This window comes from Telluria sp. ZB4P37 (assembly GCF_059685855.1).
Window position 1 is genome coordinate 32,395 of sequence record NZ_JCASID010000001.1, and the last position, 24,406, is coordinate 56,800.

Below are 24,406 nucleotides of genomic sequence, written 5' to 3' on the forward strand. Positions count from 1 at the left end.
GTCAAGCGACCAAGGGGGTGGTCCGGGCCAGCGCGGCGCTGAGAAAGGCCAGGTCGACCGGCTTGGCGTACAGGTCGTCGAAACCGGCCGCAATGGCATCCAACCTGTCTTGCTGCTGGGCGTAGCCGGTGATGGCAATCAGGGTGGCGCCTGCCGTGGCGGCATCCGCGCGCAGGGTGCGGGCAAGGTCGAAACCATTCATTCCCGGCAGGCCGATATCGAGCAGGCAGACGTCCGGGCGGAATGCGGGCAGGCAGGCCAGGGCCTGTTTGGCCGACTGGGAAATCGAGACCTGGTGTCCGCAGGACTCCAGGTACATGGCCAGCATCGCGGCGGCGTCCTCGTTGTCGTCCACCACGGCAATGCGTAGCGCACCTGGCTGCGGCTCCTGGCGCGGCTCGGGGGCGCCATCGCATGCCGGCGCGGCGTCGGCCAGCCGGGGGAGGGTGACCTCGAACATGCTGCCCTCGCCGGGGCCGGCGCTGCGCGCCGTCACCATTCCGCCATGCAGGTGCAACAGGCTTTTTACCAGCGCGAGCCCGATACCCAGCCCACCCTGGCTGCGATCGAGTCCGCGCGCGCCTTGCGAAAATAGCTGGAATGCACTTGCCGTTAGCTCGGGAGTCATGCCGATGCCGTCGTCGCTCACCCGGATGGTATGGACGTCCGGTCCAGACTCGAGCAGGACCTCGATATTCCCGCCATCCGGAGTGTACTTCGCGGCATTGCTCAGCAGATTAGTCATGACTTGCACCAGCCGCTTGCGGTCACCGAACACGGCCGATGGCGTCGGCGGCAGGCGCAGCGCGAGGTGATGGGCGTGCTTTTCAAGCAGGGGGCGCACCTGCTCGACAGCGTCGGCGATCACGTCCCTGACGTCGAGCGCGACGCTGTCGAGTTCGACCTTCCCGCGCGTGACCCGCGAGACATCGAGCAGGTCGTCGATCAGGCCGGTCATGTGGCGGGCTTGCCGGGCGATGATGGCGCTGCTGCGGCGCACGGTCGGCTCGTCGCCGGGACGCATGGAGAGGATGGCGGCGGCAGAGGTGATCGGCGCCAGCGGGTTGCGCAATTCATGGGCCAGCATTGCGAGGAACTCGTCCTTCTTCTGGTCGGCCTGGCGCAAGGCTTCTTCCGCGCGGACGCGGTCGGTGATGTCCATTTGTGCAACGACGGCGCCGACGATTGCTCCGGCCTCGTCGCGGATCGGGGCCCCGGAATTGAGCACGATGCGACGCTGCTGCGATGCATCGAAGGACTGTACTTCAATGATCTGGCGCGGCGCCGCTTCCCCGCCCAGCGCCCGGCTCATGGCCCAGTCGTGCTGCTGCAGCGGCTGCCCATGGCGCGCGGAGCCGTCCGCCCACCATCCCTTCCATTCGCCGTATTCCTCGATATCCACGGGAAACGGATGGGTTCCCCATATCTTGCGGTTTTCGGCATTGACCTGGATGACTGCACCGGTCGCGTCGGCGACGATGATCCCGACCGGCACTGCTTCGAGCAGCGCGTCGAGACGCCGGCGCTCGTTCTCGGCCTGGCGTGCGGTCTCCACAGCATGGTGCTGGCTCGCACGCAGTGCTGTTTCAGCCTGCTTGCGCTCGGTGATGTCGCGGTAGAAGACCGCCAGGCCGTCGTTGGCCGGATAGGCGCGGACATCGATCCAGTAGCTGCGGCCGTCGGGGTAGGCATAGCTGGCCTCGAAGTTGACCGGCACCCGCTCCTGCATTGCGTGCCGGTAGTGGCGCGCCATCGGCAGCGCTTCCGAGCCGGGCCAGGCTTCCCAGTGCGACTGTCCGATGATCTCGGCAGCGGTACGGGTCTCGAACTTCAGGCCGCCCGCGTTGATCTGGCGCACCCGGAAATCGCCGTCGAGGAAAACGAAGCCCTCGTCCATGCCGTGGAGCAGGCGCTGGCTCTGGTCGCGTTCGAGTTCCAGCTCTTGCTGGATCCCTTGCTGGCGGATGAGCAGTTCGCGCTGGTCACGCAGTGCATTGCGCAATTCAATCTGGCTCATGACCTGCTGGGCGAGCGTCTTGAGGATGAACCGTTCCTGCGCGGTGAGCCCCTGCGGCCGCGGCTGCGTATCGAGCACGCACAGCGTGCCGAGCGCCACGCCGTCGGCGGTCTTGAGCAATTCACCCGCATAAAAGCGCAGGCCGGGCTCGTCTGTCACCAGGGGATTGCAGGCGAAGCGATCATCGAGGCGCGTATCAGGCACGACCATCAGGTCTTGCTGGAGCAGGGCGAATTTGCAGATGGAATCGTCGAGCGGCATCTCCCGCGTGCCCAAGCCAACCTCGGCCTTAAAGAACTGCCGCGTTTCCGCAATCAGGTTGACCGCCGCAATCGGCGCATTGAGCAGTTGGCTGAGCAGGAGCGCGACATCGTCGAACGCCTGTTCGCGCGGCGTATCGAGGATACCGTACGAATCGAGGACGGCGAGACGGGCGATATCGCCGCCGTGCGTCAAACCTGCATCCATGGTGAAAATCCTGCCAGTGTAAAGAGAGAGTAGAGCATTGTATCCAGTTGCCAGGATGCATAGCGCGCTTCTGGAGCCAATTCGTCCGGCGAAAGCGAACCTCAGTCCGTTTCTTTATCGGGCAGCAAGCGCCGCGATGGCCGAAGCAAGGTAGTGCCGGTACACTCATGGTCACCCTTCGATTTTCCTATCGGACCATCATGCCAAGCCTACCCCTCAAGACCGTCGATGTATTCACCACCGTGCCCTTCAAGGGCAATCCGGTGGCCGTCGTGCTGGATGCTGAGGACCTGTCGGCCGGGCAGATGCAGCAGATCGCCAGCTGGACCAACCTGTCGGAAACGACCTTCGTGGTCCCGCCCACGGCGGACGGCGCCGACTACCAGGTCCGCATCTTCACCCCCGGCGCCGAGCTGCCGTTTGCCGGCCACCCCACGATCGGCACCGCGCACGCGCTGCTGGAAGCGGGCAGGGTGGCGGTAAAGGACGGCGTACTGGTGCAACAATGTGCGGCGGGGCTGATCCGCTTGACCGTGGAGCAGCTTGACGCGGGCGCCCCCTGGATTTCATTCGAGCTGCCGGCGCCGGCATTCACGGCACTGGACGCGCGCCAGACCGCGCAACTGGAAGGCATCCTTCGCGCCGACCTGGAAGTGAATGTCACGCCCTACCTGGTCGACGTCGGCCCACGCTGGGTGATTGCGCAGTTGACCAGCGCCCGCGCGGTACTGGCATGCGAGCCGGACCTGCAGCGGATGAAGGCGCAGGACGGCAAGGACAGGCATACGGGCGTTGTCATCTTCGGCAAGCACGACGCGGGCAGTGCGGCGGAAATCGAAGTACGGGCCTTTGCGCCGGCCCATGGCGTCAATGAAGATCCGGTGTGCGGCAGCGGCACCGGCGCGGTGGCAGCCTACCTTCGGCATACGCGGCAGCTCGAGGAGTTCGGACGCGAATTCCTGGCCAGCCAGGGCGAAATGGTCGGGCGCGCCGGTGTGCTGCGGCTGTCAATCTCGGACGAGGCGGTCAAGGTAGGCGGCCAGGCAATCACCTGCATCGACGGCAGCATCGGCCGTCCGGATTAGCTGTTCACCGGTTGCCGGTGGTTCCATCGGTAGCCGGCATCTTTCTTCAAGTTGAGGCGCCGCGCCCCAGAACGGCAGGGCAAGCAGGCTGCCGACGCCAAACACTGCGGGATGCCCTGCATGCGCGCATGCGCGGCAGACAGGTTGCAGATGAGCAGCCAGGCCATGATCCCCGGTATCCATGCTCGCATCGCATGCCTGATTGATTTATCGATCAGCCAACTGTATAAGAGTTGATGAGTTGGATGCTTGATCCGGCCTGAACGGTTACAGTCCGGTGTGCGGCCTGCGAGCCGTACCCCTGTCAACAATCATGGAGAAGACGTGTCGACCGATCGCGGTTTTGTGGAATATGTCGCCGAAACGGCGAAGCTGGGCAGCCGGCTGGTGTACAAAAGGCTGTTCGGCGAATATGCGCTCTACCTGGACGAGAAGGTGATCGCCTTCGTCTGCGATAACAGCGTCTACATCAAGCCGTCGCAGGCAGTGAATACCCTCGCGCCGGATTTGCCGCAGGGGCCACCGTATCCCAACGCGAAGGCCTATCCGATCGCGGACGAACTGCTCGACGACCCGGATACGTTTCGCCGCCTGTTGCTCGACACCGCCGAGTTGATGCCGCCGCCGAAGCCGAAAAAGCCGGCCAGGGCCAAGCCGGACAGCGCGGCATAGGAAGCGGCGAGCGAAGGCAGCGCGTTGACGGATTCGCTGCAAGGGCTATACTGGCCTTGCCAGCAATCGACCAAACCCATGAACCCACCACGCTTCACACCGCCGCGCACCAGCGCCTGCCAGCAGGGCAGGGGCTTTGCCGCGTCCGTCGAGCGTGACTGCGCCGCCGTCCTGCGAGCGGTGCAGCAATCGTCGCGCAACCTCGCCTGGCTCTCCCGGGCTCGGTGAGGACCGCGGGAACCCAACCCGCAACCAGCGTCCTCCCGAGCCACCTCCACCCGATCCGATACGCCGGCCGCCCATGAAGGGTGGCCCTCACCGTTTTCGCCCGCCTGCCTGCGGGCACACCCTGGAGTACCTATGAAACCTTCTATCCTCGTCTCGTGGCTGGACATGGACCGCCTCGACCGCCTGTTGGACGCCTTGCCGGCTGCGCAATCGCGGGCGCGCGACGCGCTGCTCGATGAACTCGGCCGCGCGCGGCTCGCCGAGCCGTGGGAAATGCCGCCCGATGTCGTCACCATGAATTCGCGCGTGCGCTTTTCCTTCGAGGCCTCGGAGCAGCCCGTGACGATGACCCTGACCTATCCGAAGGACATGAACGGCGGTGCCGACCAGCTGTCGATCTTGACCCCGGTCGGCACCGCGTTGCTCGGCCTGAAGGTCGGCGACACCATGCGCTGGGAGCGCCCTGACGGCGGCATGTTCGAGGTCAGGATAGAGGGCATCGAGTACCAGCCGGAACGCGAAGGGGTGTACCACCGCTAGGCCAGCGCCCGGCGAGCTGCCGCGCCTGCAGCAGCATGACGAGGGCCAGCACGATGGCGCAGGCGATCCATACCGACCACAGCGTATGGGTCAGGAAGTGGGCGCCGCGCATCTGCTGCATCCATCCCACCGCCATGCCGAACGCGATGGCTGCGCCGGCTGCGCGGCCGGCCTTGCGGGGCTCGCCCGGCAGCCACAGTACCGCCAGCGAGACCAGCCACAGCGCGCTCGAAGCATGGCCCGCCGGCAGGCAGTGGCCGGGAATGGCGCCGGGCGGTAGCGCCTCGAACAGGCGCAGGTAGGGATGGCTGCCGCCGTAGCGCGCCAGGTCCCAGGGGCAGTGCGCATTGCTGCTTTGCTTGAGCAGGCTGATGGTCAGCGGCACCAGCGCCGCCGACCAGGCAATCACCTGCAGGCGCAGCCTTGCGAGCGGGCGTGCATGCGCGGCTTGCGGCCAGATCGCATCGGCCACTGCGGCGGCGATGAACAGCGCGGCGAGCACGGTCAACCCGGTCTTGAGGATACGGTGGCTGAATGTATCGGTAAGCCACGCCCGTCGCCACGGGAATGCGCTTGTCGCGGCGTCATAGAGGGCATCGGCCAGGTCGAGGTCGAGGTCCGTGAACTGTCCGAGCGCGAAGATCGCCAGCGCCGCAAGGGCCAGCCAGGCCCCGATCCGGAAGCCGGCCTTGGTACTCAGCAGTGGTGATGCGTCGTCTCGCGCCGGCGTGGTATCAGCTGTTGCGGACGCATGCATGGAACAAATCCAGTTTCGGGTTGAGGACGGCCGTGTCGACGTTGAGCATTCCGAGTACCGAATGGAATACGTTGTCGTGCGATAGCGCCTGGTCGCGGCGCGCCTCGAGGCAGGCGCGATCGATCCGGAAGCGGTCGCTGAAACCGTCCGACATCCACAGCATCATGGGCACATGCGTTTGCTCGTCGGGAGCGAGGATATAGGGCGCGCCATGCAGGTACATGTTGTGCTCGCCAAGCGATTCGCCATGGTCAGAGAAGTACAGCATCGACGTATCCACGCCTTCGTCCTTGGCTACGGTGCGCAGCAGGACGATCGTCTTTGCCAGGAAATGATCCGTGTAGAGGATCGTGTTGTCGTACGCAGCCACGATCGCCTCGCGCGAGCATTGTTCGAATTCGCCGGTCTGGCAAACCGGCCCGAATCGCCCGAATCCGGCGGGATAGCGCTTCGCATAAGCAGGGCCATGGCTGCCTTTCTGGTGCAGTACGATGACCAGGTCCTTGCGGGAACCCCTGATCAGCTCAGGCAAGCTGTCGAGCAGCCCTTCGTCGTAGCATTCGTCGCCGGCGCATTGGGTGTTGCCGGTGGCCGGTGATGACAGGTCAGTGAAAGCCACCCGGTCGCACACGCCCTTGCAGCCCGAGTTGTTGTCGCGCCAGAGCACGTCGAAACCCGCGTGCGAGAGAACGTCGAGCAGGCCTTCCTGGTGTTTTGCCTTGGTATCGTCGTAGTGTTCGCGGCCCAGCGCCGAGAACACGCAGGGAACCGAAACCGCGGTCGCCGTGCCGCATGACTGCACCCTCGCGAAATTAATCAGGCCCGGCACGCGCGCCAGCTGCGGATTGGTGTCGCGCGGATAACCATTGAGCGAAAAGTTAGCGGCGCGGGCGGTTTCTCCCACCACGATCACGGTGACCGTGCGCCCGGTCTTGCCGGCCCAGCGGTCGCCCCTGACGGCGTCGCGTCCGATCGCGGCCAGCGGAACCGGCGTGCTCCAGCGGTTGCGCAGGTATCCATTCAGGGCCTGGACGACATTGGTCGGGGTGAGCAGGTAGCGCAGCTCGCGGTGCTCGCGCACGGCGGGGGCCAGGCTTTTAAAAAGCAGCATCAGCAGCAGCGTCGCCAGGGCGAGCGAGCCGCCGGCAATGCCTGCGCGGTGGAGCACGCCGCGTACGCCATCGGGAAACCTGATGTGCGCACGGGCTACCAGCAATGACGGCAGGCCGCCCGTCAGGGCCACGAACAGCACCAGTTTCCAGCTCAGCAATTCAAACGCTTCGCGCGAGTCTGTCTCGAAGACATTCTGGATCATCGCCTTGTCGATGACGATGCCATATTGGTTGATGAACCAGGCCGAAGCCGATGCAGCCAGCAGGATCGCGATGAGTGCCGGCTTGGCCAGGAAGCGGAAGCTCACCAGCGTAAGCAAGGCGTGGAAGAGCAGGAGCACGATGGCGAAGCTGCCAAGCAGCAGCGGCAGGCGCCCCGGCGACACCCCCCCGACTGCGGGGATGAAGACCGACCAGAAATGGATGTTGGCGACGGACGCCAGCAGCAGCGCTACGGCAAGGACAAGCAGGTTGGCGCTGATGCGCCGGGAGAGGATGGCGGGCACGTCGTTTCACTTCAGGATGCACAGCCGGAATGGCTGAGTTACCCGTGAAGGGTAGCAAGGCGACCGTGAGCGGCCCGTCAACTGGACGTTAAGTTTTCGTGAACGGCCGCCTTACCTGGCCGGGAACGTAATCGTGAACGAGCTGCCGCCCCCCTCGCGGGGTGCGTAGGCGAAGCCGGCGCCGAGGAAATCGCAGATGCGGCGCGCCAGCGCCAGGCCCAGGCCCGTGCCGGCCGAGCCGACCGAGGGGCCGCCGCCCAGCCCGAGGGTCGCGACCACGGCCGGCGGCAGGCCCGGGCCGGTGTCCTCGACCACGACCTGGCCGGGCAGGAGCATGACCCGGATCTCGCCCTGGTCGGTGTACTGGCAGGCATTGCGCACCAGGTTGCCGATGGCGGCGGCGCACAGTTCGCGCGGCGCACGCACGCTCAGCGGCGGGCCGTCGATGAAGCGGATGGTCACCGGTTTGCCCGCCACCAGAGGACGATATTTTTCGACTTCGTCTTCCGCGATGTCGTCCACTGCCACCGGCGGCTGGGCGCCGAGTTCGGGCGCCCTGGCCAGCAGCAACAGCACGGTGACGCATTCGGCGGCTTCGCGCGCGGCGCGGTAGATGCGCTCGGCCGGCAGCAGCACGGCGGGCGAGGGCGCTTGCTGGATCAGGATCTCTGCTGCGCCCATGATCACGGTGAGCGGGCTGCGCAGCTCGTGGCTGACGTCCCCGGTGAAATAGCGCTCGCGGTCGAGGACGGCGCGCAGTTCGGTGGTGTGGGCTTCGAGCGCGCGCGCCAGCACGCCCAGTTCGTCGCGGCGTCCGCTGAGGGCGGGCGGAACGGTCTCGTTGCCGACCGACTGCGCCAGCTCGCGGATCGGCGTGACCACGCGCGTGCCCAGGAAGCGTCCCAGCAGGGCGGCCAGCAGCAGGAAGCCGGTGAAGGCGAGGGCGAACATCGAATACACCACCACTTCGATCTTGTCGTAGTCGCTTTCGTGGTCGACCAGCACCCAGGGCCCGCGCCCGTCGTGGCCGGCCAGCACGTGCAGGCGGGTGTCGCCGACGTCGACTTTGTGCACGCCGTCTGCAAGCCCGCGCAGCGGCGCCGGAATCGATTCGCTGCGATGAAAGCGCAGGCCGGCCGGCATGTCGATGCCCAGTCCCGCAGCCTCGCGCGGCGCGGCCCAGGCCACTGCGGCATTGAGGCGTTTGTCGACCAGCTCCACCTCGATGCCTTCGACGGCGACGGCGGCAATCACGGCGAAGAAGGCCGAGGCGCCAATGCCGAACAACAGGAATGCGAAGACGATGCGCTGGCGTATTGAATCAGCGCTTTTCATTGGATTGCGTATCGGGCTGCGTATCCTGGCCTGGCTCGCGCCGCGTTTCGAACTGCACCAGCTTGTAGCCGACCCCGGCGACTGTCTGCAGCATCGGGCTGGCGAAGGGCTTGTCGATCGCCTGGCGCAGCGAGTGGATATGCGTGCGCAGCGCATCGCTGTCGGGGCGGTCGTCGCCCCACACCGCATGCTCGAGCGACTCGCGCGTGACGATGCGCGGCGCGGCGGCGAGCAGGGTGCGCAGCAGGATGTAGCCGGTCTTGGTGAGCAGCACCGGCACCCCGGCGCGCGACGCCTCCTGGGTATCGGGGTCGTAACTGAGCTCGCCGAAGCGCATGGTCGCGTGCACCGCGTGGGTGGCGGCCGAGCGCCGCACCAGCGCCTTCAGGCGCACTTCGAGTTCGACCAGCGAGAAGGGCTTGACCAGGTAGTCGTCGGCGCCGCTGTCGAAGCCGGCCACCTTGTCGGGCAGGCTGTCGCGCGCGGTGAGCATCAGCACCGGCGTGGCCTTGCCCAGTTCCGTGCGCAGCTTGTGGCACAGCTGCAGCCCGTTCAGGCCGGGCAGCATGATGTCCAGCACGATCACGTCGTAGTCGTTCTCGGACGCCAGCGCCAGCCCGCCGTAGCCGTTGCGGGCGGAGTCGAGCTGGTGGCCCTTCGGTTCGAGGAAACCGTAGAGGTTGGCCAGGATATCGGGGTGGTCTTCGACAATGAGGATGCGCATGGGCCTATTCTAGTGCAGCCGCGCCGCCGTCAGCCATGGTGGTAGTCGATACTGCAGCATGCGTGCCGCCAGATCTCGAAAAAGCGGTCGCCGCTAAGGGTTGGCCCCTGCGCCCGCGCCTGCGCCGCGATGCGGCCGACCAGTTCGACGTCGTGGCGGTCGAGCGCCAGCAATCCTGGATCGACAGGTTCTGTGGATGGACCGGCATATGCTCGTTCACTGCGCGCACGCCTCGGGCTTGAATGGGAGAGGGCGGCCGGTTGACCATTCTCCGGAGCCTAATGGATGGATTGTCAAGATCGCGTTAAAGAAGAACAAGGAGCCACCAATTCACCCGGGCTGCATGGCGTCCGGCCGGCGCCGTTGGCAAAACCATCCTGCTGCTTTATTGTGAGCGGGTTTGCACGCTGCCTGCAACTTCGCGCTTCCCGCAGCCCTCACGGCCAACTACTGAAAGAGACCATGAAACGACTCCTTGCCGCCGCTGTCCTGTTCCTCGGCCTGATCGGCCTTGCCCACGCCGAGACCGACGCGGCCCTCACTAAACAGGTCAACGCCTTCGTCGACGAATGGCATGGAGATGCCGCCAGCGCGCGCCTGGCCTTTTTCGACAAGATGGCACAGGATGGCGTCTACATCGGCACCGACCGCTCCGAACTCTGGCGCCGCGACGAGTTCAAGACCTGGGCCAGGAAGTATTTCGACCGCAAGTCCGCATGGAGCTTCAAGGCCACCCGCCGCAACGTGTATTCGTCAAGCGACCAGTCGCTGATCTGGTTCGACGAGCTGCTCGACACGCCGAACATGGGGCCGTGCATGGCCAGCGGTGTGATCCGCAAGACGGCCAAGGGCTTCGAGATCGTGCATTACCAGCTGTCGATGGCCGTGCCGAACGAGGTGGCGGGGCAGGTGACAAAGTTGATTGCCGGGCACGCGAAAAAGTAAACCTGCGTGTGCTAACGTAGTTATCTCCAGGACTAGACAAATCAAGCAAGTGAACCCACCCTACATCGGCCGGTTCGCGCCGTCGCCGACCGGCCCGCTGCATGCGGGCTCGCTGGTCGCGGCGCTGGCCAGCTATCTCGATGCCCGGGCCTACCAGGGCGCCTGGCTGGTGCGCATCGAAGACATCGACGAAGGCCGCAGCGTGCCCGGCGCGGCCGAGGGCATCCTCGCGCTGTTGGAGAGGCTCGGCATGCACGCCGACGGCGAGATCGTCTGGCAGAGCCGGCGCAAGCACCTCTACCAGGCGGCCGCCGACCGCATCGCCGAGCATACCTACCCCTGCGGCTGCAACCGGCGCGAGATCGCCGATTCACGGCTTGGGCTGGCCCCGGACGGCGCGGCGATCTACCCCGGCACCTGCCGCTATGGATTGTCCGACGGCCGCAGCATGCGCAGCCTGCGCCTGCGCGTGCCGGACCCGGGCTACGACGTGGTCAGCTTCACCGACCGCTTTGCCGGCGAGGTCACCCAGCGCCTGCATGGAGAGTCGGGCGACTTCGTCCTGAAACGCGCGGATGGGTTCTGGGCCTACCAGCTGGCGGTGGTGGTGGACGATGCGCTGCAAGGCGTGACCGACGTGGTGCGCGGCGCCGACCTGCTCGATTCGACGCCGCGCCAGGTCTTCCTGCAGCGCGTGCTCGGCGTGCCGACGCCGCGCTACCTGCACGTGCCGGTGGTGCGTAATGAATTGGGTGAAAAGCTGTCGAAGCAGACCGGCGCGCTGGCGGTGGCGCCGGGCGACGAAGCCGCGGCGGTGGCTGCGCTGATGCAGGCGGCGGCCTTCCTCGGTTTGCAGATGGAAAAGGCGGTATCGCTCGACGCCTTCTGGCGAGGGGCGATACCAGCCTGGCGCCAGTTGCTGGCGTCCCGTGGCGCTGCGCTTACCTGAACATGGCTGGACGACGGCGCGACAGGACCGCCAGGCCTGCCAGCCCCGCTCCCAGCATGCCCCAGGTTGCAGGTTCCGGAATCGCCGCCACCGACGTATTGACCAGGAAGCCGCGAATCTCGCCCCCCGGGTATAGCGAGGTGTGGATGTTCAGGTAGACCTGGTTGCCCGTCAGCGCGTCGAGCATGGCCGCGCTGGCGCCGGCCGCCGTGCCGCCGAAGGCCGCCAGGAAGCTGGGGTTGTAGATCGCAGCATCGGTCAGGTCAAAGGTCTGGGTATAGGTGCTGGACGTGACCCCGAGCGGAAAGCCGAACAGCGGGATGGCAACGCCTGCCGCACCGGCCAGCGAACCGGTGGTGCAGCAATGCAGGTGGGCGCTCACCGTCGGCGCGGTCAGGTCGCTGAAGGGAATGTCCGCGGTGAGGATGTTCCCGTCGATTTCGAACGTCGCGATGCTGTACCCGGGCGAAGCGACGGGCGTGACTTCGGCGGGTCCACTGGCTACGGCCCGGTAGACTTCCTGGGCCTGGCTTGCCGGCGCCACCGTCAGGGCGAACGCTGTCAGCGCCAGGGCCGAGATTACTTTTTTCATGGCATACCTCCTGGATAGGAAAGAAACCAAAACGGCGCGTCCGACCGGACCGCCGCAGAAAAAAGTAGCACAAGCAATCGTAGCGAGCTACACCTTACGGGAAGTAAAGAGATACCCGACAAACATGTGTAGTACGGCGCTGCCGTCGACTGCCTTTTCAAACGATGCACTGCGCGAGCAGGCGACGGCGATCAGCGCATTGACGGCGACCAGCGTCGCCGCGCCAATCAAGCCGCCGATGAGCGAGGTGTCGCCGCCGCTGAGCGAATTCGACACCGCTTCGGACAGCAGCATGACGATCAGCAGGTCGAAAGGCGTGAACTGGCCGACGGTGCGGCGGCCCGACAGCCGCACCATGATCAAGAGCAGGATGTACACGGCAAGGGCGCGTACGACGAATTCCCACCATGGAAGATCCATGTCAAACATATCCACTCCACGCCATGACCGATGAGTTCATTCTAATCAAGATAGCAAGATCTTGATCCCAAGCGTGCGCGGCGAAAGCGCGGGTCAGGCGGCAGGCGGGACTTGCACTGCGTTGGCGGCTTCCCAGGCAGCCAGCTCGCGCTCGTAGCGTTCGAGCGCGGCTTCGTACAGGTCGAACACGCAGGGTGTGCAGCCGCTGCGGCAGCAATCCTCCAGCTCCGGCGGCAGCGGCGGCTGGGGCCGCGCGGAAGGAGGGGGCGGCATGGCTCAGTCCTTGCGGTTGAGGATCTGCTGGATCTCTTCGCGTTCCTTCTTGCTGACATGGCCGCGCAGTGCTGCCAGCACCAGTTCCTTGCCCGAGCCGGAGAAGGCCTTGTGGATCAGGTCCTTGATGAGGCTGGCCTGGTGCCTGTCCTGCGGCTGGGCCGGCGCATACACGTGCGCGCGCGCGCTTTCGTCGCGGCTGAGCAGCCCCTTGGCATGCATCACCTGCAGCAGGCGCAGCACGTTGGCATAGGCCATGTCGGGACGCACCTCGACCGCCGCCTCGTGCACCTGGCGGGCGGTGGCCGGGCCGAGCTGCCACAGCAGGCGCAGCATTTCCAGTTCGGACGGGGTGGGCTTGGCGGGAACGTCTTGGGTGCGCATGATTCTAGAATAAATGATCTAGACCGCCAAGTCGAGCCGTTCCCGCCGCGGGCGGGGCCGTGTCAGTGGTCGTGACGGTATTCGCGCAGCCGGAACACCGCCTCGCCGTTTTCGCGCCCGCACACCCCGGTCATTGTGGCGCCTCGGCCCAGCTCATAGGTCAGGCGCGCGCCCGCGGCCTTGTCGGCGCAGGCCGCGTGGGCTCCCGCCGGTACCGCCGGGATAGGTGGGGGCGCCGGTGGTGCAGGGGGCGCCGGCGGCACGGGAATCGAGGTCAGCGCCAGCGGAGCGGCCGGCGCCGGGCTGGAAGGCGGGGCTGGCGGGACGGGCGGCGCAGGCGGTACAGGCGGTACAGGAGGCGGAGGACACTTGTCCTTGTCCGCCGCATCGCATGTGTAGTGGACGTGCAGGCCGGGGTGGGCCATGGCCGCGCCAGAGCCCGGCAGGGCCAGCGCGGCGGTCAGTGCCAGCATTGTTGTTTTCATGGTGAACTCCTCTTGGCGGTGGCCCGCCTGGTCCGGCAGGCCATGGATGCATCCTGCCCGCCAAATGTGGAGAAACCGTGGAGGGGCTAGATGTCGCAGCGGTAACCCAGGCCGTAGATCGAGCGGATGGCGTCGAGTCCAGGCGCGGCGGCCTCGATCTTGCGGCGCAGGTTCTTGACGTGGCTGTCGATGGCGCGGTCGGTGGCGTCCAGGCTGTCGGCGCGCGCCGCGTCCAACAGCTGGGCGCGCGAGAACACCTGGCCGGGACGGCGCGCCAGCGCGGCGAGGATGGCGAATTCGCTCGGCGTCAGGTCGAGCAGGTTGCCGTGCACCTTGACGCGTCGCGCGGCCTCGTCGATCCTCAAGGCTTGCGCAGGCGAGGCGGCCCCGGTGCGGCGCAGGATGGCCTTGATGCGGGCCATCAGCTCGCGCGGGCTGAAGGGCTTGCACAGGTAGTCATCGGCACCGGCTTCCAGGCCGAGCAGGCGGTCGATCTCTTCCACGCGCGCCGTCACCATCACCACCGGCAGCTCGCTGAAGGCGCGCAGCTCGCGGCACAGCGACAGACCGTCGAGTCCCGGCAGCATCAGGTCGAGCACCACCAGCGCGGGCGGCGCGGCGCGCATCGCCGCCAGCGCTTCCAGGCCGTTGCCGAAGACGCTAGGTGTGTAGCCGGCGGCGCGCGCATAGTCGGCGACCACGGCGGCCAGTTCCGGCTCGTCCTCGACGATCATCAGGGCCGTGTTCATGCGCTCTCCCTTGCCAGCGGCAGCGAGACCGTCACGCGCAGGCCACCCAGCGGCGAGTGCGCAAAATCGAGCGCGCCGCCCTGGGCTTCGAGGATGCGGCGGCACAGCGCGAGGCCGAGCCCGGCGCCGCCATGCGCGCGGCTGCGCGAGGCATCGACGCGGAAGAAGCGCTCGCCCAGGCGCGCCAGTGCGTCATCGGGCACGCCCGGCGCGCTGTCGTTGATCACCAGGTGCACCTGCCTGCTGTCGGCATGTGCGTGCAGCGCGATGCGCCCGCCAGCTGCGGTGTAGCGCAGGCTGTTCTCGAACAGGTTGTCGAGCACCTGGTGCAGGCGGTCGGCGTCGGCCAGGACCAGCATCGGAGGCGGCGCGGCGCCGGTCTCCAGCACCTGCCCGGCGGCCTGCAGGCGCGCGGCAAAGGCCTGTGCATGCGTGGCGGCGAGCTGCCACAGGTCGAGCGGCGCCGGTTTGCAGTCCAGGGCCCCGACATCGGCACGCGCCAGCGCATACAGCTCGTCGATCAGCCTGTTCAGGGACAGCACCTGGCGCAGCATGGCGCCGACCGTCTCAGGGGTGGCGCTGCGTACGCCGTCCTGCAGCGCCTCCAGCTGGGCGCGCAGCACGGCCAGCGGGGTGCGCAGCTCGTGCGAGGTGTCGGCCACCCACTGGCGGCGCGCGCTTTCCGCGCTGTCCAGCTGCAGCGCCAGCGCATTGAAGTGGCGCGCCAGGTCGCCCAGTTCGTCGCTGCGCGTGTCCGGCAGGCGCACGTCGTAGCGCCCGCCCGCCAGCGCGCTCGCGCCCTCGGCCAGGCGCCCGATCGGCTGGCGGAAGTGGCGCGCCAGCAGCACAGCGGCCAGGGCGCTCAGTGTCACCGCTGCCGCCAGGATCAGCCACAGGCTGCTGCGCAGCTGGTCCAGGAAAGCCAGCGCCATCGCGTCGCTCGGCCGGTGGCTGCGCGCCACGCCCAGGTAGCCGATGGCGCGGCCATCGAGCTCGATCGCGCGCCGCGCCAGCGGCAGGGCGCCCGGCGGGCGACCGGCGAGGTAGCGGCCGTTCAGGTCGAGCAGCGTGGCGCGCTGGTGCAGGTCGTAGGTGACGCCGTCGGCGCGTGGCGCGTCAGGCGCTGCCGCACGCACCGCTGCGATATACGGCGGGGGCAGTGGCATTGCCGGGGGCGCGGGCGGGGCCGGTGGCGCCGGTGGCGCAACGGGGATACTAGCTGCGCGCAGGGGCGCTGGAGGGGGCGCCGGCTCGACCTCGGGCGAAGGCGGCGAAGGCGGCGAGGGCGGCGACTCAGGCGAGGGCGGCGATTCCGGCGAAGGTGGCGAGGGCGGTTCCGGAACTGCGCGCGCACGGCGCTGTCTTTCATCCTGCAGGCGTGCGAGTTCGGTGGCGATCCAGCCGCGGCGCGCGTCGCCATCGGGCAAGAATTCCCAGTTGCCGGCGGACCGGTAACGCACTGCCAGAGCACCGGAAAGTTCATCGAGACGGTCGAGCTCGATGCCGACGGCGTAGTCGCCGAAGCCGGCCAGCACGTTCTGGCGCAGCAGGAAAACGGCGCTGGCGGCCACCGCGAGGATGGCCAGCAGGACGGAGAGGAAGAGGCGGTGGCCGATGGAAAGTTTCACGGGGTCGCGTCAGCGTCGGACTACAGTGCTTGGGATAATTCGTTCTCGATTATTTGCAACAATGCTTCAGCGTATTCTAAGGCATAGCGCAGCAGAGCAATATTTTGGAATAGATTGCCTGTAGTTTGACAGACCAGAAGCCTGGTCGAGCAAGGCATTCTCCTACAAGCTTACTGCCGTCTTTGGGTGGCCGAGCGTGGTTGAGGCGACTACGATGTTCCTCACTCAGCCAGATCTTGGCGGGCTACTGAACACCACCGAACATTATGCTTAGGAGGAAATATGGCAGCGAACAATCAGGGCGGCAACAAAGGCGGCAACCAGGGCAATAAAGGCGGTAACCAGGGCGGCAACAACCAGAGCGACACCAGCAACCGCGGTTTTGCATCGATGGACCCGCAACGCCAGCGCGAAATCGCCAGCGAAGGCGGCCGTGCAGCCCACGCATCCGGCAATGCCCACGAATTCACGTCGGAAGAGGCACGCCGTGCCGGCTCGATGAGCCACAAGAATGACGGCAACAATCAAAGCGGCAGTGGTGGCACCCAGCAGAGTGGCCGCGGCGGGAATAACCAGAGCGACAGCGGCGGCGGCCAGCAAGGCGGGCGTGGCGAACAGGGGGGCAACCAGGCCAGCCGCGGTGTGCAGGGCGGCACGCCCGAGCAGCACGCTCGCGCCGGGGCACAGAGCCACAAGAACGACAAGCGTTAACCGGTTCGATTGACACCGGCTGCAGGCCGAGCGTTTCACGTACGCAGGACGCGTAGCGGGACCTTAACCGGGGCGGCTGGGTGAGGGGCCAGTGGTTTGCACGGAAGTGCGGCCGCTGGCTTTTTTTATGTGCGGGACCCTACAGCGTTTAATACACGTCGCGGCGATAACGACCTTCAGCCGTCAACGCGTCGAGTGCCTCCGTACCCAGCACCTCCACCAGCGCATCGTGTACGCCACCGGCCATGCCCTGCAAACTGCCGCACACATAAATCGCGGCGCCGCGGCTGATCCAGCCGCGCAGCTCGTCCGCCTGTTCGCGCACCAGATGCTGCACATACCTTGCCGTCGCCTGGTCGCGCGAGAACGCGAGATCGAGCCGCGCCAGGGCGTTCGAGGCCAGCCAGCCCTGCAGCTCTTCGCGGCACAGGAAGTCATGCGCGGCATTGCGTTCGCCGAACAGCAGCCAGTTGTCGCCACGGCCGCAATCGATGCGCGCCTTGAGCAGGGCGCGCAGGCCGGCCAGGCCGCTGCCGTTGCCGATGGCGATGAGGGGCCGCGCCGCGTTGCCGTTCAGGCGGAAGCGCTGGTGGGCGCGGATGCGCAGGCGGATCACGTCCTTCGGTCCCGCGCCCTCGCACAGCCAGCCGGATGCCGCGCCCAGGCTGCCGTCGTCGCGCCGCTGCAGGCGCACCAGCAGGGCCAGCTGCCCCTCGGAGGGTAGCGAGGAGATCGAATACTCGCGCGGATGGCCAGGGTCGAGCGGCACGCTCACCTGCGCCAGGTCGCCGGCTTCCCATGCGGGCAGGGCGCCGTCGACGGCGACCAGCGCGATCCGGTAGAGCGGGGCGCCGGCGCTGCCGGGGTTGACCAGAACGCGGCTGGCGATACGCCAGCCGCCATAGGCGGGTGCTTCCCAATCGGGGGCATCGCTGGTGCCGGCAAGGCGTCCGACCTGGTGCTGCCATTCCGCGAGCGCGGTGGCATGGCCACGGTCGACGTCGATGCGCTCGAACAGGGGCGTGGCGCCGCGCGCGGCGAGCCAGCCGTCCAGCGCGCGGCCGAAGCCGCAGTAGTTGGTGTAAGTGCTGTCGCCCAGCGCCAGCACGGCGTAGCGCAGGTGCGCGAGCTGCGGCGCGCCGGCCATCGTGATGCTGGAAAAGCGCGCGCCGCTGTCGGGCGCATCGCCTTCGCCATAGGTGCTGGCGATGAACAGGATGCGGGAAGCAGAGGACAGCGCTGCGGGATCGAGATCGGATATGCACACGGCGCGCGCCGACAGGCCGCCGGTGGCCAGCAGGGCCGCGGTGCGCTCGGCCAGGTATTCGGCGCTGCCGGTCTGGCTGGCGTACGCCACCAGCCAGTCGGCGCTGCCGGTCTGGCTGGCGTACGCCACCAGCCAGTCGGCGCTGCCGGCGCCGGCGCTGCGGCGTCGGTTGCGGCTGGCGTCGCGGGCGCGCCAGATCGCCAGGCACAAGCCGAGGTAAGCGGCGAACAAGGCCAGCGCGCTGCCCCAGCGCACGGGGTCGATCGTCATCATTGCAGCAGTTCGCGCCAGGCGCTGGAGGTGGCTTCCAGTAGGGGGCCGTCGCGGCGCAGCAAGTAGCGCGCCGCGATGCCGCGCGCGTCGGCAAAGGCAAGGCCTGCCTTGAGTCCCATTACGCCCAGGGCGGTGGACAGCGCATCGGCCGCCATGCAGGTGTTGGCCACCACCGTGCAGGAGGCGACCGCGTTGTCGATTGGTTGTCCTGTGCGCGGATCGAGCGTGTGCGACGCGCGCCGTGGGCCATACTGGAAATAACTGCGGTAGTCGCCCGAGGTGGCGATCGCCAGCCCATGGAGCGCGACGATCGGTCGCATCGTGGTAGCAGCATCAGGCACGCCTTCGATTTCGACCCACCACGGGTCGCCCCCCGGCTTGACGCCGGCCCCGCGCAGTTCGCCGCCGACTTCCACCAGGTAGTGCTTGACGCCGTGGCGCGCCAGGCAGAGCCCGAGGCGGTCCACCGTATAGCCCTTGGCAATCGAGGAAAGATCGAGGACCGCGCCGCCCGGCTGCAGCAGGCGCCGGCCGGCGCGGTCGAGTTGCGGCGTGCTTCCGGCGCGCGCCGCGAGCGCTGCAGCCACGGCATCAAACGAAGGCGCATGAAAGCCGGCCTGGTCATAGCGGTCCCTGGGGCCGAAGCCCCACAGGTTGACGAGCGTGCCCGCAGCCGGGTCGTAGGCGCCGCCGGTGTCTTCATGCACCTGCAGCGCGAAATCGATCACGTCGAAAAACTGCGGCGGCAGCGCATGCCAGCTGCCGCCTGGAGCGCGGTTGTAGCGCGAGAGCAGGGAGTCCTCAACCCAGTGGCTCATCTGGGCGACGATGGCGTCGAGCTCCCGCCGCAGCGCCGCGTCCAGGTCGGCCGTGACCCCGCCCGGCACGATCATCTGCGCCGACCAGTCCGTGCCCATTGCCTGGCCCGCCGCCTTGCGCAGCTGGCTGCCCGGGGGCGGCAGGACCAGTTCGATATCGAGCGGAACCAGGACGTCACGCATGCAGGCTTTACTCCGGCAGCACTTCGAGCGTGGCCGAATAGGCATAGCGGCGCGAACCCGGCTCGCCCGGTCCCTTTGCCTGCTCGACCGGGAACTTGGCGCTGAGCCAGTAGCGGTTCGGCTCCGGCAGCTTGAAGCTGGCTTCGCCCTTGGCATCGGTGACGACACGGATCTCACCGATCGTGCCGCGGAACTTGACGCCACCCGGCACCAGCGAGAAGGGGAAGTTCGGCAGCGGCTTGCCGTCCAGCTGGAAGCGGAACTTGGCCGGCTCGCCGGCGCGCAGGTCGTTCGGGTGGGTGACCGGCACCAGTTCAAGGCCTTCGCCGCCCGGCTTGAGCGCTCCGGTGGAGAGCTTGTTGGCCGACACGAAGGTCTCCATGCGGGTATGCGTGGTCGACTTCTGGACGTCGGTGGCGCCGGCCGGGATCTCCTTGGCCACGCTGGCCTCGGTACCGCGGAAGCGCTTGACTTCGCCACCCAGCTTGTAGCTGCCCATGACGTTGTTGCTGACCATGGCGATGCGGTAGGTGCCGTCCTTCGGCAGGGGCAGGTCGAGCGTCGAGCGCAGCTTGCCGAGCACCGCTGCCGGGGCCGGGCTGGTAGCGCCGCCAGGATCGGTGACGGTCACGCCTTCCATGCGCAGCGGGACGTGGTCGAAGTCGAACAGGCCCTCCGACACGGCGCCGTCGATGGTGACCCAGGCTTCTTCCTTCTCGACGAAGGTGGCGGAAGGCAGCATCCAGCCGCGGTGGGCGCTGGCGGCAAACGAGACGCTGGCCAGCGCCAGTGCGAGGACGGTCTTCTTGACGAGATGGTTCATGTGGTCTCCGGATGCTGTTATCGAATCGCGATCGCAACTAGGCCGAGTTCTTCCTTGCCCGGGGCGCTGGCCGCCAGCTTGCCCTTGGCCGGCAGCGTGAACGGCACGCGCACGACTTCGCGGCCGCCCGCTTCGCGCGCCGCTTCCACCACCAGCTTGTATTCGCCGGCCGACAGCTTGCCCGTTGCGCCCGCAAAGTTCATCGTGTGGCTGCCCGCCGCTTTGGTGGCGCCGCTGACGCCGTCCATCGGCAACCGCACGTCGCGGCCGGCCTTGCGCCACCAGGTGCGCAGGTCCTTGACCCATTTCTCGCCCGCGTTGTCTTTCTTCTTCACGTCGTACAGCACGGCCAGGTTCGAGGCCACGCTGCCGTCGCCTTTTTCGATCCAGATCGCGACATAGGGCTTGTGGTATTCGGCCACGTTCATCTGCGGCAGTTCGAACTTCACGGACAGGTCGGCAGCGACGGCCCAGCTTGAAGCGAGCGGCAAGGTCAGTGCGAGCGAGTGGGACAATTTCATTAGTTCGCCTTATATATGGTGGGGTAACTAGAAGCCAAGCAAATAGTTTACAGGTCAATGCACGAACAGCAGCGCCAGCACCGCCGGCAGCAGGATTCCGAAGCCGATCACCGGCCAGGTCGAGGGCCGGTTGGCCGCATGGTATTTCATGATCAAGAAGCCCGTGATGCAGAACACCACGCAGGCGATCGCGAAGATGTCGATGAACCAGCTCCACACGGTGCCGGTATTGCGGCCCTTGTGCATGTCGTTGAGCCAGGAGATCCAGCCGCGGTCGGTCTGTTCGAATTCGGCCGCGCCGTCAAGCGCGATGCGCAGCCAGGCGTCGCCGCCGGGACGGGGCAGGGCGATATAGGCGTCTTCCTCGCTCCACTCGGCGCGCTTGCCGCGCACGTCAACCGGGAAAGCGCCATTGGCCCAGTCGGCCAGCTCGCTCGGTAGCGGCACTTCGGCATCCGCATGGCCAGAAGCATAGGCTTCGAACTGGGCGCGCAGCGGCTCCGGCAGCGTGGCCTTGAGGCGGGTCACGACCGGCTTGGACTCGATCTGGGAGGCGTGGTTCAGGGTAAAACCGGTAAAGCTGAACAGCAGCATCGCCATCAGGCAGATGGCCGAGCTGATCCAGTGCCATTGATGCAACTGCTTGAGGAAGACGGCGCGGCGCGCGCCGGGCAGGGCAGAGGCGGGCGCGGCAGGTGCGGGCGTGGATGTTCCGGTTGAGCTCATCGTTAAATGATAACGATTATCATTTACGTGGTCAACCATCGGATGTGTTCTTTACACAAAGAAACAAATTAATCTGGGACGGCATCTGCCTTGCATGTGAGCATGCGTTACAATAACGTGCGCTAATTGGCAGCAGAGTGTCCGATGGCCGGCTTGGCGCGTTAGGCGCCTTATAGAAATACGTCCTTCCCCACAACTTGAGTAGTAGTGCGATCCGCTAACCGGTCAGGCCGTGTCGCGGAAGGTTACCTGAACCCGCCCAATAATTCGCGAAGCGCGAAGAAAGGTGAGCAAGAATGATGCAGCAACAGAATGCGAACTCGTACCTGTTCGGCGGTAATGCGCCGTATGTGGAAGAGTTATACGAAGCGTACCTGAACAATCCAGGCTCGGTCCCGGAGAACTGGCGCGCCTATTTCGACCAGATGCAGAACGTGCCTGCCGTCGACGGCTCGAACCGTTCCGACGTGGTCCACTCGTCCGTGGTCGCCTCGTTCGCCGAGCGCGCCAAGCAGGGCCCGATCCGCACCGTGGTCGCCTCGACCGACGCTGAACTCGGCCGCAAGCGCGTCGCCGTCACCCAGCTGATCGCCGCCTACCGCTACCTCGGCTCGCGCTGGGCCAACCTGGACCCGCTGCAGCGCCAGGAACGTCCGCCTCTGCCGGAGCTGGATCCGGCTTTCTACGGCTTCACGGAAGCGGACCTCGACACCGTCTTCAACATCAGCAATACCTACTTCGGCAAGGAAACCGCGCCCCTGCGCGACATCCTGAACATGCTGCGTGATACTTACTGCCGTTCCATCGGCGCCGAGTTCATGTACGTCAGCGATCCGACCGAAAAGCGCTGGCTGCAGGAACGCCTGGAGAGCACCCGCTCGACGCCAAGCTTCAACGCCGAGAAAAAGAAGCACATCCTCGAGCGCCTGACCGCGGCCGAAGGCCTGGAACGCTACCTCCATACCAAGTACGTCGGCGCCAAGCGTTTCTCGCTGGAAGGCGGCGAATCCTTCATCGCCTCGATGGACGAAGTGATCCAGCGCGCCGGTGAAAAAGGCGTGCAGGAGATCGTCATCGGCATGGCCCACCGCGGCCGCCTGAACGTGCTGGTCAACACCCTGGGCAAATCCCCGGCCGACCTGTTCGAAGAATTCGAAGGCAAGCACGCCGACGACCTGCCGTCGGGCGACGTCAAATACCACCAGGGCTTCTCGAGCGATATCTCGACCCCGGGCGGCCCGGTCCACCTGTCGCTGGCCTTCAATCCATCGCACCTGGAAATCGTGAACCCGGTCGTCGAAGGTTCGGTCAAGGCGCGCATGGAACGCCGCGGCGACCGCAAGGGCAAGGAAGTGCTGCCGATCCTGGTGCACGGCGACGCAGCTTTCGCCGGCCAGGGCGTGGTCATGGAAACCCTGAACCTGGCCCAGACCCGCGGCTACGGCACCGGCGGCACTGTCCACATCGTCATCAACAACCAGATCGGCTTCACCACCTCGGACCCGCGCGATGCGCGCTCCACGCTGTACTGCTCGGACGTCGTCAAGATGATCGAAGCGCCGGTGCTGCACGTGAACGCCGACGATCCGGAAGCGGTTGTGCTGGCCTCGCAGATCGCGATGGACTACCGCACCGAGTTCGGCAAGGACGTCGTCGTCGACATCGTCTGCTACCGCAAGCTGGGCCACAACGAGCAGGACACGCCTGCGCTGACCCAGCCGCTGATGTACAAGAAGATCGCCAAGCACCCGGGCACCCGCAAGCTGTACGCGGAGAAGCTGGCTGCGCAAGGCACCATCGCCGCCGACGGTGGCGACCAGCTGGTCGCCCAGTTCCGTGACGCGATGGACGCCGGCAAGCACACGGTCGATCCGGTGCTGACCAACTTCAAGAACAAGTACGCCGTCGACTGGGCGCCGTTCCTGAACAAGAAGTGGACCGATGCGGCCGATACCGCCGTGCCGATGACGGAACTCAAGCGCCTGGCCGAACGCATCACCAAGGTGCCGGAAGACTTCAAGCCGCACTCGCTGGTGGACAAGGTCCTGAACGACCGCGCCAACATGGGCAAGGGCGAAGTCAACCTCGACTGGGGCATGGGCGAGCACCTCGCGTTCGCCTCGCTGCTGTCGTCGGGCTATGCGATTCGCCTCTCGGGCCAGGACGCCGGCCGCGGCACCTTCGTGCACCGCCACGCCGTGCTGCACGACCAGAACCGCGAGCGCTGGGACCAGGGCATCTACCTGCCGCTGGCCAACGTCTCGGACAACCAGGCCAACTTCACCGTGATCGACTCGGTGCTGTCGGAAGAAGCGGTGCTGGCATTCGAATACGGCTTCTCGACCGCCGAACCGAATACCCTCACCATCTGGGAAGCCCAGTTCGGCGACTTCGTCAACGGCGCCCAGGTCGTGATCGACCAGTTCATCGCCTCGGGCGAAGTGAAATGGGGCCGCGCCTCGGGCCTGGTGATGATGCTCCCGCACGGCTATGAAGGCCAGGGTCCGGAGCACTCGTCGGCCCGTATCGAGCGCTTCCTGCAGCTGTGCGCCGACAACAACATGCAAGTGGTGCAGCCGACTACCGCCGCCCAGATCTTCCACCTGCTGCGCCGCCAGATGGTGCGCCAGTTCCGCAAGCCTTTGGTGATCTTCACGCCGAAGTCGCTGCTGCGTAACAAGGACGCCGGCTCGCCGCTGACCGACCTGGCCAAGGGCGGTTTCCAGACCGTGATCGGCGAAGTGGACGAGAAGATCGATGCGTCGAAGGTCAAGCGCGTGCTGGTCTGCTCGGGCAAGGTTTATTATGACCTGGTCAACACCCGCAAGACCCGCGGCACGTTGGACACCGCCATCGTGCGCATGGAGCAGATGTATCCGTTCCCGCACAAGTCGTTCGCCGCCGAGATGAAGAAGTTCCCGAACGCGCTTGAAGTGGTATGGGTGCAGGACGAGCCGCAGAACCAGGGTCCGTGGTTCCAGATCCAGCACAACATCTTCGAAAGCCTGGAAGATGGCCAGCGCCTGGCGTATGCCGGCCGCCCGGCATCGGCGTCTCCTGCTGTCGGCTATGCCGACAAGCACGTGGCGCAGCAGAAGGAATTGCTGGAAACCGCGTTCTCGAAGCTCAAGGGTTTCATCCTGACCAAGTAATGCATCCACTGCCCCGGGCTTCGGTCCGGGGCTTTTGCACAAGATAATTAACGGAGTTTACAA

Annotated in this window: 24 protein-coding genes and 1 pseudogene; 7 read left to right on the top strand and 18 right to left on the bottom strand. The window is 66.4% G+C overall.

Annotated elements, in window-relative coordinates; translation table 11 throughout:
- Position 1: 1 nt before the first annotated feature.
- Entirely contained in the window at positions 2-2,485 is a 2,484-nt protein-coding gene (locus tag AC56K1_RS00185; protein ID WP_497155850.1) for a hybrid sensor histidine kinase/response regulator, read from the bottom strand.
- Positions 2,486-2,685: 200 nt separating this feature from the next.
- Between AC56K1_RS00185 and AC56K1_RS00190 the strand changes: the two genes are divergently transcribed.
- The 3 genes from AC56K1_RS00190 (at position 2,686) to rnk (ending at position 5,010) form a co-directional block, all read left to right on the top strand.
- Entirely contained in the window at positions 2,686-3,570 is an 885-nt protein-coding gene (locus tag AC56K1_RS00190) for a PhzF family phenazine biosynthesis protein (RefSeq protein ID WP_497155851.1), read from the top strand.
- Between the two features lie 324 nt (positions 3,571-3,894).
- Complete coding sequence (locus AC56K1_RS00195) at positions 3,895-4,242, top strand: TfoX/Sxy family protein (RefSeq protein ID WP_497155852.1); 348 nt, start codon at positions 3,895-3,897, stop codon at positions 4,240-4,242.
- 360 nt (positions 4,243-4,602) lie between these two features.
- A complete protein-coding gene (rnk, locus tag AC56K1_RS00200; protein WP_497155853.1) occupies positions 4,603-5,010 on the top strand; it encodes a nucleoside diphosphate kinase regulator in 408 nt (135 codons plus the stop codon).
- Here rnk and AC56K1_RS00205 read toward each other — a convergent pair.
- From AC56K1_RS00205 to AC56K1_RS00225, 5 genes are all read right to left on the bottom strand, one after another.
- Positions 4,955-5,767 (bottom strand): phosphatase PAP2 family protein, encoded by an 813-nt coding sequence (locus AC56K1_RS00205; RefSeq protein WP_497155854.1) that lies wholly within the window; start codon positions 5,765-5,767, stop codon positions 4,955-4,957. The two genes, rnk and AC56K1_RS00205, sit on opposite strands and share 56 nt — an antisense overlap.
- The gene (locus AC56K1_RS00210) at positions 5,745-7,385 is read right to left on the bottom strand and encodes a phosphoethanolamine transferase (protein ID WP_497155855.1); all 1,641 of its coding nucleotides are present in this window, start codon (positions 7,383-7,385) and stop codon (positions 5,745-5,747) included. Before AC56K1_RS00210 ends, AC56K1_RS00205 begins: the two co-directional genes overlap by 23 nt.
- 111 nt (positions 7,386-7,496) lie before the next feature.
- On the bottom strand, positions 7,497-8,720 hold the full coding sequence (locus AC56K1_RS00215; protein ID WP_497155856.1) for a sensor histidine kinase: 1,224 nt from the start codon (positions 8,718-8,720) through the stop codon (positions 7,497-7,499).
- The gene (locus AC56K1_RS00220; protein ID WP_497155857.1) at positions 8,707-9,444 is read right to left on the bottom strand and encodes a response regulator transcription factor; all 738 of its coding nucleotides are present in this window, start codon (positions 9,442-9,444) and stop codon (positions 8,707-8,709) included. Before AC56K1_RS00220 ends, AC56K1_RS00215 begins: the two co-directional genes overlap by 14 nt.
- Before the next feature lie 29 nt (positions 9,445-9,473).
- The gene (locus AC56K1_RS00225; RefSeq protein ID WP_497155858.1) at positions 9,474-9,617 is read right to left on the bottom strand and encodes a hypothetical protein; all 144 of its coding nucleotides are present in this window, start codon (positions 9,615-9,617) and stop codon (positions 9,474-9,476) included.
- Positions 9,618-9,906: 289 nt separating this feature from the next.
- Here AC56K1_RS00225 and AC56K1_RS00230 point away from each other — a divergent pair, with 289 nt between their 5' ends.
- Entirely contained in the window at positions 9,907-10,389 is a 483-nt protein-coding gene (locus AC56K1_RS00230; protein WP_497155859.1) for a nuclear transport factor 2 family protein, read from the top strand.
- 49 nt (positions 10,390-10,438) lie between these two features.
- Complete coding sequence (gene gluQRS / locus AC56K1_RS00235) at positions 10,439-11,338, top strand: tRNA glutamyl-Q(34) synthetase GluQRS (RefSeq protein WP_497155860.1); 900 nt, start codon at positions 10,439-10,441, stop codon at positions 11,336-11,338.
- On the opposite strand, the gene AC56K1_RS00240 is transcribed toward gluQRS, so the two are convergent.
- The 7 genes and pseudogenes from AC56K1_RS00240 to AC56K1_RS00270 all read right to left on the bottom strand — a co-directional run bounded on the left by AC56K1_RS00240 (position 11,331) and on the right by AC56K1_RS00270 (position 15,869).
- The gene (locus AC56K1_RS00240) at positions 11,331-11,930 is read right to left on the bottom strand and encodes a CHRD domain-containing protein (protein ID WP_497155861.1); all 600 of its coding nucleotides are present in this window, start codon (positions 11,928-11,930) and stop codon (positions 11,331-11,333) included. The two genes, gluQRS and AC56K1_RS00240, sit on opposite strands and share 8 nt — an antisense overlap.
- A gap of 129 nt (positions 11,931-12,059) precedes the next feature.
- Positions 12,060-12,359, bottom strand: a pseudogene (locus AC56K1_RS00245) (DUF421 domain-containing protein); the annotation flags it as partial.
- Between the two features lie 84 nt (positions 12,360-12,443).
- Entirely contained in the window at positions 12,444-12,623 is a 180-nt protein-coding gene (locus tag AC56K1_RS00250) for an oxidoreductase-like domain-containing protein (RefSeq protein ID WP_497155862.1), read from the bottom strand.
- Between the two features lie 3 nt (positions 12,624-12,626).
- Complete coding sequence (locus AC56K1_RS00255; RefSeq protein ID WP_497155863.1) at positions 12,627-13,007, bottom strand: BlaI/MecI/CopY family transcriptional regulator; 381 nt, start codon at positions 13,005-13,007, stop codon at positions 12,627-12,629.
- Between the two features lie 62 nt (positions 13,008-13,069).
- The gene (locus AC56K1_RS00260; protein ID WP_497155864.1) at positions 13,070-13,492 is read right to left on the bottom strand and encodes a hypothetical protein; all 423 of its coding nucleotides are present in this window, start codon (positions 13,490-13,492) and stop codon (positions 13,070-13,072) included.
- An 86-nt stretch (positions 13,493-13,578) separates the two neighbouring features.
- The gene (locus tag AC56K1_RS00265) at positions 13,579-14,241 is read right to left on the bottom strand and encodes a response regulator (protein WP_497155865.1); all 663 of its coding nucleotides are present in this window, start codon (positions 14,239-14,241) and stop codon (positions 13,579-13,581) included.
- Positions 14,238-15,869: an ATP-binding protein gene (locus tag AC56K1_RS00270; protein WP_497155866.1), complete on the bottom strand. Its 1,632-nt coding sequence runs from the start codon at positions 15,867-15,869 to the stop codon at positions 14,238-14,240. The genes AC56K1_RS00265 and AC56K1_RS00270 overlap by 4 nt, the downstream gene beginning before the upstream one ends.
- A gap of 282 nt (positions 15,870-16,151) precedes the next feature.
- Here AC56K1_RS00270 and AC56K1_RS00275 point away from each other — a divergent pair, with 282 nt between their 5' ends.
- Complete coding sequence (locus AC56K1_RS00275) at positions 16,152-16,580, top strand: KGG domain-containing protein (RefSeq protein WP_497155867.1); 429 nt, start codon at positions 16,152-16,154, stop codon at positions 16,578-16,580.
- Positions 16,581-16,728: 148 nt separating this feature from the next.
- On the opposite strand, the gene AC56K1_RS00280 is transcribed toward AC56K1_RS00275, so the two are convergent.
- Genes AC56K1_RS00280 through AC56K1_RS00300 form a run of 5 tightly spaced genes read right to left on the bottom strand, consistent with a single transcriptional unit; the run spans position 16,729 to position 21,191 of the window.
- Positions 16,729-18,120, bottom strand: coding sequence for a sulfite reductase subunit alpha (locus AC56K1_RS00280; RefSeq protein WP_497155868.1), 1,392 nt, complete (start codon positions 18,118-18,120; stop codon positions 16,729-16,731).
- Positions 18,117-19,121 (bottom strand): FAD:protein FMN transferase, encoded by a 1,005-nt coding sequence (locus tag AC56K1_RS00285; RefSeq protein WP_497155869.1) that lies wholly within the window; start codon positions 19,119-19,121, stop codon positions 18,117-18,119. Before AC56K1_RS00285 ends, AC56K1_RS00280 begins: the two co-directional genes overlap by 4 nt.
- Positions 19,122-19,128: 7 nt before the next feature.
- Positions 19,129-19,944, bottom strand: a complete 816-nt coding sequence (locus tag AC56K1_RS00290) for a DUF4198 domain-containing protein (RefSeq protein WP_497155870.1) — start codon at positions 19,942-19,944, stop codon at positions 19,129-19,131.
- A gap of 17 nt (positions 19,945-19,961) precedes the next feature.
- Complete coding sequence (locus AC56K1_RS00295; protein ID WP_497155871.1) at positions 19,962-20,465, bottom strand: DUF2271 domain-containing protein; 504 nt, start codon at positions 20,463-20,465, stop codon at positions 19,962-19,964.
- A gap of 54 nt (positions 20,466-20,519) precedes the next feature.
- Positions 20,520-21,191, bottom strand: coding sequence for a PepSY-associated TM helix domain-containing protein (locus tag AC56K1_RS00300; protein WP_497155872.1), 672 nt, complete (start codon positions 21,189-21,191; stop codon positions 20,520-20,522).
- A gap of 296 nt (positions 21,192-21,487) precedes the next feature.
- Between AC56K1_RS00300 and AC56K1_RS00305 the strand changes: the two genes are divergently transcribed.
- Complete coding sequence (locus tag AC56K1_RS00305) at positions 21,488-24,343, top strand: 2-oxoglutarate dehydrogenase E1 component (protein ID WP_497155873.1); 2,856 nt, start codon at positions 21,488-21,490, stop codon at positions 24,341-24,343.
- Positions 24,344-24,406: the final 63 nt, after the last annotated feature.

What these genes read in the sequence shown, in the direction of transcription:
- AC56K1_RS00190 (WP_497155851.1), top strand. Translation starts at nt 2,686, where the DNA reads ATGCCAAGCCTACCCCTCAAGACCGTCGATGTATTCACCACCGTGCCC.
- AC56K1_RS00185 (WP_497155850.1), bottom strand. Translation starts at nt 2,485, where the DNA reads ATGGATGCAGGTTTGACGCACGGCGGCGATATCGCCCGTCTCGCCGTC.
- AC56K1_RS00250 (WP_497155862.1), bottom strand. Translation starts at nt 12,623, where the DNA reads ATGCCGCCCCCTCCTTCCGCGCGGCCCCAGCCGCCGCTGCCGCCGGAG.
- AC56K1_RS00215 (WP_497155856.1), bottom strand. Translation starts at nt 8,720, where the DNA reads ATGAAAAGCGCTGATTCAATACGCCAGCGCATCGTCTTCGCATTCCTG.
- AC56K1_RS00300 (WP_497155872.1), bottom strand. Translation starts at nt 21,191, where the DNA reads ATGAGCTCAACCGGAACATCCACGCCCGCACCTGCCGCGCCCGCCTCT.
- AC56K1_RS00280 (WP_497155868.1), bottom strand. Translation starts at nt 18,120, where the DNA reads ATGATGACGATCGACCCCGTGCGCTGGGGCAGCGCGCTGGCCTTGTTC.
- AC56K1_RS00255 (WP_497155863.1), bottom strand. Translation starts at nt 13,007, where the DNA reads ATGCGCACCCAAGACGTTCCCGCCAAGCCCACCCCGTCCGAACTGGAA.
- AC56K1_RS00285 (WP_497155869.1), bottom strand. Translation starts at nt 19,121, where the DNA reads ATGCGTGACGTCCTGGTTCCGCTCGATATCGAACTGGTCCTGCCGCCC.
- AC56K1_RS00205 (WP_497155854.1), bottom strand. Translation starts at nt 5,767, where the DNA reads ATGCATGCGTCCGCAACAGCTGATACCACGCCGGCGCGAGACGACGCA.
- AC56K1_RS00265 (WP_497155865.1), bottom strand. Translation starts at nt 14,241, where the DNA reads ATGAACACGGCCCTGATGATCGTCGAGGACGAGCCGGAACTGGCCGCC.
- AC56K1_RS00290 (WP_497155870.1), bottom strand. Translation starts at nt 19,944, where the DNA reads ATGAACCATCTCGTCAAGAAGACCGTCCTCGCACTGGCGCTGGCCAGC.
- AC56K1_RS00305 (WP_497155873.1), top strand. Translation starts at nt 21,488, where the DNA reads ATGATGCAGCAACAGAATGCGAACTCGTACCTGTTCGGCGGTAATGCG.
- AC56K1_RS00275 (WP_497155867.1), top strand. Translation starts at nt 16,152, where the DNA reads ATGGCAGCGAACAATCAGGGCGGCAACAAAGGCGGCAACCAGGGCAAT.
- AC56K1_RS00240 (WP_497155861.1), bottom strand. Translation starts at nt 11,930, where the DNA reads ATGAAAAAAGTAATCTCGGCCCTGGCGCTGACAGCGTTCGCCCTGACG.
- AC56K1_RS00295 (WP_497155871.1), bottom strand. Translation starts at nt 20,465, where the DNA reads ATGAAATTGTCCCACTCGCTCGCACTGACCTTGCCGCTCGCTTCAAGC.
- rnk (WP_497155853.1), top strand. Translation starts at nt 4,603, where the DNA reads ATGAAACCTTCTATCCTCGTCTCGTGGCTGGACATGGACCGCCTCGAC.
- AC56K1_RS00220 (WP_497155857.1), bottom strand. Translation starts at nt 9,444, where the DNA reads ATGCGCATCCTCATTGTCGAAGACCACCCCGATATCCTGGCCAACCTC.
- AC56K1_RS00230 (WP_497155859.1), top strand. Translation starts at nt 9,907, where the DNA reads ATGAAACGACTCCTTGCCGCCGCTGTCCTGTTCCTCGGCCTGATCGGC.
- AC56K1_RS00260 (WP_497155864.1), bottom strand. Translation starts at nt 13,492, where the DNA reads ATGAAAACAACAATGCTGGCACTGACCGCCGCGCTGGCCCTGCCGGGC.